This window comes from Pengzhenrongella sp. (assembly GCF_036565025.1).
GTDB lineage: Bacteria > Actinomycetota > Actinomycetes > Actinomycetales > Cellulomonadaceae > Pengzhenrongella.
Genome location: NZ_DATCNW010000285.1, coordinates 23974 through 34390 on the forward strand (window position 1 = coordinate 23974; position 10417 = coordinate 34390).

The 10417-nt window shown below is 73.1% G+C and carries 9 protein-coding genes and 1 pseudogene; all 10 read right to left on the minus strand.

Translation table 11 applies throughout. The features are described from left to right. Window positions 1-150: 150 nt before the first annotated feature. Window positions 151-498, minus strand: a complete 348-nt coding sequence (locus tag VIM26_RS16635) for a type II toxin-antitoxin system PemK/MazF family toxin (protein WP_331953171.1) — start codon at window positions 496-498, stop codon at window positions 151-153. After that, window positions 495-761 carry a hypothetical protein gene (locus VIM26_RS16640; protein ID WP_331953173.1) on the minus strand — a complete coding sequence of 89 codons (267 nt, stop codon included), beginning with the start codon at window positions 759-761 and terminating at the stop codon, window positions 495-497. The genes VIM26_RS16635 and VIM26_RS16640 overlap by 4 nt, the downstream gene beginning before the upstream one ends. A 113-nt stretch (window positions 762-874) precedes the next feature. Next, the gene (locus tag VIM26_RS16645) at window positions 875-1486 is read right to left on the minus strand and encodes a class I SAM-dependent methyltransferase (protein WP_331953175.1); all 612 of its coding nucleotides are present in this window, start codon (window positions 1484-1486) and stop codon (window positions 875-877) included. A 40-nt stretch (window positions 1487-1526) separates the two neighbouring features. Then, entirely contained in the window at window positions 1527-2147 is a 621-nt protein-coding gene (locus VIM26_RS16650) for an L-threonylcarbamoyladenylate synthase (RefSeq protein ID WP_331953177.1), read from the minus strand. Between the two features lie 260 nt (window positions 2148-2407). Beyond that, window positions 2408-3007, minus strand: a complete 600-nt coding sequence (locus VIM26_RS16655; RefSeq protein WP_331953179.1) for a nucleotidyl transferase AbiEii/AbiGii toxin family protein — start codon at window positions 3005-3007, stop codon at window positions 2408-2410. Window positions 3008-3053: 46 nt separating this feature from the next. Further along, window positions 3054-3206, minus strand: coding sequence for a hypothetical protein (locus VIM26_RS16660; protein ID WP_331953189.1), 153 nt, complete (start codon window positions 3204-3206; stop codon window positions 3054-3056). Between the two features lie 216 nt (window positions 3207-3422). After that, a pseudogene (locus VIM26_RS16665) lies at window positions 3423-3611 on the minus strand (helix-turn-helix transcriptional regulator); the annotation flags it as partial. A gap of 23 nt (window positions 3612-3634) precedes the next feature. Beyond that, the gene (locus VIM26_RS16670) at window positions 3635-5233 is read right to left on the minus strand and encodes a DUF2399 domain-containing protein (protein ID WP_331953181.1); all 1599 of its coding nucleotides are present in this window, start codon (window positions 5231-5233) and stop codon (window positions 3635-3637) included. After that, window positions 5233-9315 carry a TIGR02680 family protein gene (locus VIM26_RS16675; RefSeq protein ID WP_331953183.1) on the minus strand — a complete coding sequence of 1361 codons (4083 nt, stop codon included), beginning with the start codon at window positions 9313-9315 and terminating at the stop codon, window positions 5233-5235. The genes VIM26_RS16670 and VIM26_RS16675 overlap by 1 nt, the downstream gene beginning before the upstream one ends. Next, on the minus strand, window positions 9312-10417 hold a 1106-nt coding region (locus tag VIM26_RS16680; RefSeq protein WP_331953185.1), incomplete at its 5' end, for a TIGR02678 family protein. The genes VIM26_RS16680 and VIM26_RS16675, both read right to left, overlap by 4 nt.

The window sequence follows — 10417 nt, forward strand, 5'->3', positions numbered from 1 at the left end:
AACGCTGCCGGCGCCCCGTCGATCAGGTCGCCCGCGAGCTAGCAAAGTCGCTGGCCTACACGTAGCAACTACTTCGGCCTACAACTGGCAACTGTGAGTCGCGATGTTCCCGCCCGCTGCCAGGTGTCTCCGGCGAGGCGGGTCAGGAGGTCACAGCCCGAGGAAGTCCCGCAGATACACCCCGACGTCGGCCAGCGTCGCGTCGTCCACGAGCCCGACGACCTCGACGATCCGCTCGCGGGCGATGGTGCGGACCTGCTCGGTCATGGCCCAGCTCGGGTGGTCGAGGCCGACGTTCCCGCGAAGGGATACGTGGTTCGCCCAGCCTCTGTCGACCGTCGTCACCGGAAGGACGAGCGCCCTTGTGGTCACGGCTTCGAGGTAGGCGTTCGAGGCCACGACGAGGATCGGGCGGCGACCGGACTGCTCGCGTCCGCGCGTCGGGTCGAGCTCGGCCCACGCGACCGCTCCGCGACCGAGCGAGACGGGGCCGGTCACCGCGGTTCGGATGTGGCGGTTGGTTCCTTGGTGAGGCCATCGCCGGTGAGGGCGTCGAACGCTGACGTCTCAGCTCGGTAGGAGGCGAGCAGGTCCGGTGGCGTTTGCGCCATCGCCTGCCTCATGGCCGCGAATCGCTGCTCACGGGCCCAGGCTTCGAGCAGTTCCTCGACGAAGCTGCCGGCGGTCAGGCCGAGCCGGTGTGCCTCGGCGTTGAGGCGGTCGCGAACTGCCGAGTCGACCTTGATCGTCGTGAGGGACATGAGTCGAGGATACCTTTGGTATACCTCGAAAGGCGAGCCTCTCAGGCTTCCGCGAGCTCCTGCGCCCGCGCGAGGACGGCATCGGCGGGCTCCCGCGCGGTCCGGGGACGCCGTCAGGCGCCGCCGCGGCTCAGCACCGCGACCAGGAAGTCGGCTTCGTCCGTGAACGGGCGCAGGTCCCAGGTGGAGAACGCCCCGTCGAGCCGCAGCCCGGCCTGCTCGACGTCGGCGAAGAACGACTCGAACACGTACCCGCGCCCGGCGCCGAACCCGATCACGGCGCGCCCGCCGGCGGCGAGGTGCGCGCCGAGCCGGCGCAGCACCTCGACCTCGGTGCCCGGCGCGAGGAACGTCATGACGTTCCCGGCCACCACGACGACGTCGAACGGCTCGGCCTCCCCGCGGGCCGGCAGGTCCAGCTCGGCCAGGTCGCCGACCAGCCACTGCGACCCAGGGTGGTCCGCGACGGCCGCCTCGATGAGCACCGGGTCGACGTCGACCCCGACGACCGTGTGCCCGCGGGCCGCGAGCTCGGCGCCGACGCGGCCCGGGCCGCAACCGCCGTCGAGCACGCGAGCTCCGCGGGGGAGCATCGCGTCGATCAGCCGCGCCTCGCCGGCCAGGTCCGCGCCCTTGGCGGCCATCTCCCGGAACCGCTCGATGTACCAGTGCGAGTGGTCGGGGTTGGCGTTGGTCTTGTCTTCCCAGCGGGTGGTCTGTCGCATGCACCGAGTGTGCGCCGTCCGCGCCCGCCCGCACGACCCGTCACTCGAAGCGCGACGGATCTCCCGCGCCGACTCGGACCACCACGGGGACGTCCTCGGACCAGTCCACGACGGTCGACGGCTCGGACCCGGTGTCGCCGGCGTCGATCACGGCGTCGATGAGGTGGTCGAGCTCTTCCTTGACCTCCCAGCCCTGGGTCATCGCCGTGTCGGCGCCGGGCATGAGCAGGGTGCTGGACAGAAGGGGCTCGCCGAGCTCGTGCAGCAGGGCCCGCACGACCGTGTGGTCCGGGATCCGCACTCCGACGGTCTTCTTCTTCGGGTGCGCGAGCTTGCGCGGGACCTCCTTCGTCGCGGGCAGGATGAAGGTGTACGGGCCGGGGGTGGACGCCTTGATCGCGCGGAACGGCGCGTTGTCGAGGTGCACGAGCTGGCCCAGCTGCGCGAAGTCGCTGCATACGAGGGTGAAGTGGTGATGGCTGTCCAGCCGCCGGATCGAACGGATGCGGTCCGCGCCCGTGTGGCTGTCCATCCGGCAGCCGAGGGCGTAGCCGGAGTCGGTCGGGTAGGCGATCAGGCCGTCGTCACGCAGCATCGCGACGACCTGCGAGATGGAACGGGCCTGGGGGTTCTGCGGGTGGACGTCGAAGTAGGTCGCCATGGGTCGAGCCTAGACATTGTGCGAGGTGGCGGCAGCGCAGTCTGGGGCCGTTCGCGTCGGCCGGCCCGAATCGTCCGTGCGGAGCATGGGACGGAAGTGGCTCGTGGGACGGGCTCGGGTGGGTTCCGGAGCAACTTCTGCCCCATCCGTCACATGCTCCACACTCACGGATCCGACACGTGGGCGAGGGCTGGGTGGCCGAACCGCTGGGGCGGAGCGGGGTTCTTACCTCAAGTGCTTCGTTCGGGCGGCGAGCCGGCTCAGGTCTCGAGCTCGTCGTGCCACGTTGCGAAGAATGCGCGGAGTGCGGGCGCGTCACCGGTGTTCACCGGGAGATCAGCGTCCGCGTAGCGGTTCAGCGTTCGGAACATCTCGGCCAGGACGCTGGGATCGAAGCCTGCGTCAACGGCCACCGCCTCTCGGAGCAGTCCCTGTTTGCTGTATCGCTTTGAGAGAGCGAACACGTCGACGAAGTCGCGCGCCGCAGCCCGATCGAAGAGAGCGAGCAGCTTGCGTCCGGCGAGTTCCTCGGGCGCGAATGTCGGCCCAACGAAGCTCGCGCTCGGGGGTTTTCCGGGTGGTGAATCGAGGGCGAGGTCAACGAGCAGATCCTCCTCGCCGTGCACAACGAGACGACAGAAGGTTGGCGTGTCGCTGATCCGTTCGATGGTCCACCCGCGCACACCGGCCGCATCTTCGAACGCGGCTCGGACAACGGGAACGTCGTCCGCAGTCTGGGTGAAGAAGTCCAGGTCTTGCGTGGGCCTCGTCGAGAGGTGTTGCGCGATGAGCGCGGCTCCGCCCGCGAGCAGGAAACCTGAAGCCGCAGGGAGCGCGAAGAACAACTTCGCGACCTGCACCTGAAAGCTGGTCAGCGCGGACTCTCCTGGTTGTCCCCAGGATCGTTCACGAAGCGGTCCGCCCGAGCGCCTGGTCAATCACGGGATCCCACGCCGCCCGGAGGTCGCGCGGCAAAACGAGGTCGTCCCAAAGATCGACCAGAAGAACCCCGTCCACGTAGGTCAAGACGTCTTCGGGCAGCCCCTCGCGCAGGACCATCTCGTATACCTGAGCTCGGGCTGAACGGTCGGCCAGGTTGAACGTACGCGCAGGCCCGGACCAGTTGAGGTGGAGCGGAAGTGAGATGGTGGCGAGTGCTTGCTCGACGTGGAGTCGGGGAAGCCGCGTAGGTACGCGGGTCGAACGACCTCTTGCCAGCGGGCGTTCCGCGAACTCGACCAACGGCCTCACAGTGAGCTCGTTCCCTGTCTCGGCCAGCAACCTGGCGGCGGTCGCGAGCGTTGGCGACTTCCGTCCGTGCTCGTACGCCGACACCGTCGGTCGCGACGTGTTCGCACGGCGCGCAAGATCTGCCTGCGACAGTCCGGCATCTCGCCGAGCCCGTTCCAGCAGTTCACCACTCATCGCTCTCGTCTCCCCGACAGGTATCCCTTTGGATACCATACCGTCAGGCGAGCAACGAGACCTCAGTCGAGCAGGTCTGCCACTAGTCGGGCGACGACCTCTTCCTCCTCGATCGCGACGCCGTGCGCGCTCATCGCGACGGCGAGGGCTGGGTCCCAGGGTGACGCTGCGGGCGGGCCGCGGAGCGGCAGGTGTTGTCGGGCGGCGGGATCAGCCGCATCGGGTAGGGGAACGGCCGGGCCGGGGACCACCCGGCCGCGGCCAACCACCGCGTCTGCATAGTCGATCGCGCCGAACCGCCACGGCTGCCAGGGGATCCGAGCCGCGAGGGTCCCGGCGATGCGCAGCCCGGCCCAGTCGAAGTCGCCGTGGTACCGCACGCCGGCGCCGGCGCCGGTGAGCCGTTCGAGCAGCTCGAGAACCGCCGCGCCCGGCTGACCGTAGGTGCAGACCAGCACCGGCCCGCCGCCGCTCGACGGCCAGGGTTCGGTGCCCCTCGCGGAGCGGTGAGCCGCCTCGCTCGCAACCATCTCGACGACGCTGGGGTTCTCGCAGACGTGCACCAGTCCGTTGGACGGGACCACGCCGACGCCGCCGGAACGCACCTGGTCGAGCGTGAGCACGACCGGGATTCCGGTGGCACGCCAGCCGGCCAGCGCGGACGCGGTCGAGCTTGCCGCGGTCGGCGCCGGCGAATCGACGCCCGGCCCGGACCCACCCGGCTTGGATCCGCCCGGCTTGGATCCGCCCGGCCCGGACCCGCCCGGCGCGAACCCACCGGGCCCGGACCCGCCCGGCCCGGACCCGCCCGGCCCGGACCAACCCGGCACCCCCAGGCACAGCACCGTGGACGAGACGGCCGACATCAGCAGTCCCGCACTCGCCCAGACCTCGCGCGGCCCGAGCGAGTCGTCCGGTGCCGCGATCCCCCCTCCCAGCGCGCTGACCGCCGCGAGCACCAGTCGGCCCAACGGGCGCGTCGGATCCAGAGCGTGGGCGTCGCCGGTGATCCGGCGGGCGAACACCGCGAGCGGCTCGCCGGCGCTCGGCAGCGCGCACAGGCAGTCGGCCGCCCGGGATGCGAGCCGCCGGGCGACGTCGGGCAGTGCTGCGCCTGCGACGACGTCGACATCGACGTCGGGCAGTGCTGCGCGCTCGCCGACGTCGTCGCGCACGGCAGGCCCCGGGCGACGGACCTCCTCGGACCGGGCGGCCCGCTTGAGCTGCCCGGCCGCGCACCACCGCTCCCACCACGGCCCCAGCACGGGATGGGCGAGCAGCCCGGGCGCGAACCCCTCCCCGGCCGCCACCCACGCGGCCTCCTCGGCCGCGCGCTCGGCCGACCGGTTCGCGACCGGTCCTGTCAACATGATGACCGCGTCGGCCAGCCCCGCGGACCACACACCGCGGCGCACCAGGTCCTCGAGCTCGCCCAGGTCGACCCGCAGGACGGCGCTCGCGCGACGCGCCGGACCGACGAGGCCGGCGGCGGCCGCGCGCTGTCCGGTCGTCGGTTCGCGCAGCTGAACCGTGCCGGCGAGGTGGCCGTCCGGACCGAGCGACCCCAGCGCGATCCGGCCCCGGACCCGCTGCACCAGCCAATCGAGGTCGGGCCCGCCGAGGAGCCGGCGCAGGCGCGGGAGGTCTCCGGGGTCAGCCATCAGTCGAACAGGCTGCCGACCGCGACGTCGCTCTCGCGGGGCTCTCCCGCGGCGGAGTCCGGGCCGGGAGCGACGTCGAGCGTGCGGGCCCGGCCATCCCAGCGCCAGCGCGTGACGCCGACCGCGTCGATGCCCTCGACCCGTGCGAGCTGCGCGATCGCCAGCCCGGGGACCTGCGGGTAGCAGCCCCATTCGCGCTCGCTCGTCATGACGACGTCGAGGTCGAAGGTCGCGAGCAGGCCGAGGGATTTGGCGCGCGAGTCGTCATCCACCCCCGCGAAGGCCTCGTCGAGCAGGATCAGCCGCGGCGCATACGGGTTCCCGGCCGAGTGGTAGTGCGAGGAGGCGGCGGCGAACAGCGGGATGGACACGGTCAACACCCGCTCCCCGCCCGACGCCGGTCCGGTGGCCGGTCGCCACTGCCCGTTCTGCTGGCGCTCGACGGTGAAGTCGTGCCAGGTGCGGTAGTCCAGAGCGATCCGCAGCTGGTCCGCCCAGCCCGCGGTGGGATCCGCGATCCGGACCGTCTTGATCTGCTCCTGGAGGAAACCCCCGATCGCCGACCGGTCGGCGGCGTTCCAGGCGTTGTCCGACCGGAGCAGCAGGTTCCGCGCGACGGCGAACCCGGCCGGCCCGTCCGGTCGGGCTCGCCACAGCACCCGCAGCTGCATGCCGGTGGACGTCTTGCGCCCGGACAGCTCGCGGTTCAGGTCCTCGACCTGGCCCTGCGCCCGGGAGAGCAGCTCGTGCAGGTGCCCGGCGACGTCGGTGACCAGGTGGTTCTCGAGGATCTCCCGCTCGCGCTCGCTGAGCAGCTGCTGGCGCAGCTCGATGTCCCGCCCGAGGTCGGCCACGAGCACGTCGATCCCGAGCTCCTTCGACTGGTACGAGACCCGTACCGTCATCCCCTCCTCATGCTGCTCGGAGACGGCGGTATGCCCGTGCCGGCTCATCTGGGCGCTGAGCTCGGTGAACGCGTTCGACGTGCGTTGCTGGACCCGTTCCCAGGTCTCCTGGTCCATGACGACGTCGCTCAGCGCCGCCTCGACCTCGCGGGAAAGCGCGATCGCCGCCGTGGCCGTCCACGCGGCGCCCGGACCCGCGACATCGAGGTCCGGCAGCGCGACCTGCAGCAGCTGGGTCGCGGTGAACCGCTGCAGGACCGTGGACGCCTCCTCGCGGCGATGCGCGGCCCCCTCGCGCTCGCGGGCCAGGCCCTCGATGCGTCCGGTGACGAGCCCGAGGCGCCTGCTGGCGCGGTCCCGGTCCACCACGAGCTCGGCCTCGCGAGCGTCCAGGGCCACCAGCTCGAGCCGGATCCGGCCGAGCTCCTCCTGGAGCTCCGCGACGGCCTTGCCGACCGTGCCCTTCAGGGTCCGGTGTCGAGCGGCGGCGAGCGCAAGGGCCCGGTCCGCGGCGAGGAACCGCGTCTCCCGGTCGGCGTGCTCGACGCCGGCGGCGTCCGCACGTGCGCGGGCCGCGGCCAGGTCGCGCGACGCTCGCGCGGCCGCGTCCCGCGCGTCGCGGGCGATCCGCAACGCCGCCGAGTACGCCTCGAGGTGCTCGCGGTCGCGGCGCAGTCCGTCGGCCGTGTGCGCGGCGCCGACATCCCGAGCCGTCTCGACCGCGAGCTCCTGCGCCTGGCGGGCGGCGTGCGCCGCGTCCTGCCACGTGCGCTCGGCCTCGCGCTCGGCGGACCGGGCCGCCTCGAGCTCCGCAGCTGCGGACTGCGCGCCGGCGTGTGCGAGCACGAGCGCCGTCTCCGCGGACTGCGGGTACTCCTGCTGCTCGCGCTCGCCCTCGCGGCGGCGGGCCTCGAGCTCGTCGAGGTGTGCGTGCAGCAGGTCGAGACGCTGCTCGAGCTGCCCGATGCGTTCGTGCAGCGCGCCGATCGCTGCCCGGCGGCTCGCCTCGCGGGCCCCGGCGCCGACGTACTGCGCGGTGGGCTTCGACCATCGACCGCGGGCCGGGCCGATCCCGAACCCGCCGCTGGCGTCGACCCAGACCGCGGCGCCCGAGTCCTCTCCCCAGCCGATCCGGGCGAGGACGCCGCGCACGACGTCGTCGTCGGTCCCCGTCTCGTCGGGATCGACGGCCGCCAGCAGGACGCCGGCGAGGGAGGGCGCCGCCGTTGGCCCACCGGCCCCGAGCACGACGTCGCCGGTCGCCACGTCGGTGACCGAACCGTCGGGGCGCACCCAGGCGTCGAGCAGCCCGGCGGCCTCGAGCGCCGCCTCGGTCCCGGCGCGGTCCGCCGCCTCGAGTCCCTCGGCGAACTCCGTCACGCGCCACAGCGGCGCGCCGGGCTGGCCCGCACGGGCCAGCGGGTCACGCGCGGGCGGGATCGGCGGCTCGGGCGCGACCCCCCGTTCGAGCTCCGCCAACCGCTCGTGCGCATCGGCGAGGTCGGCCGACAGCTCGGACTCCTCATGCTGGGCCCGCGCGCGGTCCGCGGCCACCCGCTCGGATGCGGCGGCCGCGGCCCGGTCCACCGACCGGCGGGCCGGCGCGGGGCCGTCCTGGCTGACGGCCCACGCGTCACTGAGGTCGAGGACCTCCTCGGCGTCGCTGACCTCGAGCACCGCCAACGACCCGAGGTAGCCGCGCAGCCGCTCCCCGTACCCGGTGACCGCCCGATCGACGGTTCGTTCGCTCTCCGTTGCCTGCTCCGCGCGGCCCGTCGCGCGCGCCTGCGCCTCGTCGAATCCCTGGTGGCGGTGCTCCGCGCGAGCGTGGGCGGCGTCGGCGGCGGTCACGAGCGTGCCGACGTGAGCGAGCTGCTCGGCGCGCCGAGTGAGCGCGGTCCGGGCCGCTCCGGCGTCGGCCAGGGAGGCCTCGTGGGTCGCGGCGAGCCCGGCCGCGGCTGCCAGCTCGCAGGCCTCGGCGGCGGTGTCGGCCGCGCGGGACCGGGCGCGCTCCTCTTCCTGAGCGGCGTCGCGGCGTTCACGCACGGTGGTGGCGAGATTCGCGTCGGCCCGTTCGACGTCCCGGCGCGCCAGCCCGGCGGCCCGGTCCGCGTCCGCGGCGCTCGCGGCCGCGTGCTCGAGCTCGCGGGCGGCATCCATCTCCGGACTGGTGCGCAGCGCGTCCTGCCGGCCGTGCAGCCCGCTTCGCTCGACGCCGAGCTCCCGCGCCGCGGCCGTCGCGCCGTCGACGTCGGACTGCGCCTGCTGCAGCTCCTGCTCGACGGCGACCTGCTCGCGCCCCACCCGCTCGTACTCGCTCTGCGCCGAGCGGACCCCGGCCGCCGCGCGGCGGGACGCGACGCGCGCGTACGCGGTGTACTGGCGCAGGAACGCCGCCGCCGCGTCATGCGTGGACTCCGCTTCGAGCAGCCGCGCGCGGTCCTCCTCGAGGCTGCGGAACGACTCGGCGACGTCGGCGATGACGGCCTGGTCCAGCGGGGTGAGGGCCTCGGTCAGCGCGCTGGAGAGGGCGCGCTGGTCCGGGCGCTTGGACAGCTGCGGCTGGCGCAGCTGGATGAGCAGGTCCACGAGCGCGCTGTACCGGTCCTGGCCGAGCCCGAACAACGCCTCGTCCACCGCTCGGCGGTACTCGTCCCGGGTGTCATACACCCGGCCCCGCCCCTCGAGCTCGTCGCGCAGCCGCTCGCGCGTCAGGGCGACGCCGGTCGGGTCGACGAGTCGCAGGTCGCCGACCCGGCGGTCGGTGACGAAGAACCAGTGCTTCGCGATCCCGCGGCCGGTGACGGCCTTGAGCCCGCACCCGAGGGTCGTGAAGTACTCCTGGCCGGCCGCGTCCCGGCGCCCGAACTCCACCCAGGTGTAGCCGAGCCGCTCGCTGTTCGGGTGGTCCCCGCCCAGCAGGAGGTTCCACTCCATCCGCTTCTTCGGGTCGGCGTCGGGCTCGACCCGCTGCGCGGCGAGGGACCCGTCGAGCAGGAACGGCAGGGTGAGCGCGAGGACCTTGGACTTGCCGGTCCCGTTGTTGCCGCGCAGCAGCAGGCGCCCGTCGTGGAACCAGAACTGCTCGTCGTCGTAGTAGAAGAGATCCACGAGACCGAGCCGCAGCGGCTGCCAGCGTTCGGTCGTGGGCCGGGGAAGCGGCGAGTCCTGGGTCACGGGAGGGTCCTTCGGGTGTGGATCGTGGCCTCGACGATCGAGAAGCGGTGCAGTGCCGGGCGTGGGGTGACGGTCGTGCCGGTCAGGCTCACCAGGCCGAGACCTTCCAGGCGCGCGACGGCGTCGTCGACGATGGCGTTCTCGGCTCCCGGCTGCTGCGCGGTACGCCGCCAAAAGGTGGAGTGCTGGCCGGCGAGCTTGCGCACGAGCCGGCGCAGCTCGTCGACCTCGGTCGGTCCGGATTCGGCGAGGTGCTCCGCGATGAGGAGGGTGGCGTGCCCGTCGGTGCCGGACGCGGGCATCCGCACGTCGGTGAGCTGGTCGAGCGGGTCGACCATCGCCACGCCCTCGGCGCGCACCTCGGCGGTCAGGCCGACGAACTCGGTGATCCGACGCGTGATCGCCGAACGCTGGTGGGTGAGATAGGCGAGCTCGGCCTCGTCCAGCTCGTCGTAGTACACGACCGGATCGTCCAGGAGCCTGCGGGTCAGCGCGTGCCGCAACCGGCGGTTCGCCTCGTCCTCGGTGAACGCGGGCGGCTCGGCGTGCAGCGCGCTCTCGAGCAGGTCGATGGTGACGGCGTCGGCGAATCCCGGCCGGTTCACGAGGATCGACGGACCGTGGCGCACGACCAGCAGCTGGGACAGGACACGGCGGTCGACGTCGTACAGCGCGTCCCCGCCCGAGGCCACATAGGACTCCTCGTCCCCCGCGACGCGCGCGAGGACCCCGAGCCGAAGCAGCAGCCGGACGGCCGCGACGAGGTCGAACCGTTCGTCCTGCCGGGTCAGGGTGAACTCGACCCCCTCGAGCGGCGTCTGGCGGGCCAGCAGCACGACGTTCTCGGCGAGCCGGCCGAGCGACACCTGGGGGTCGGAGCGTTCGAGGCTCGCCAGCGCCAGGCACAGCAGCACGTACCTGCGCCGGGTGAACGGCGGGTCGGCGGGCCGCCCGCGCGCCGGGTGCTGGCTGGCGATCGCGGCCGAGCTCGCGCCCACCGGGACCGGGGCCTTGAGCAGGCGCACCACCTGCGGGTCGACGACGAGGCGCCATCCGGTGTTCTGCTCGAACCATCGGCGCAGGTGGTCGCCGTGCCGGCGGG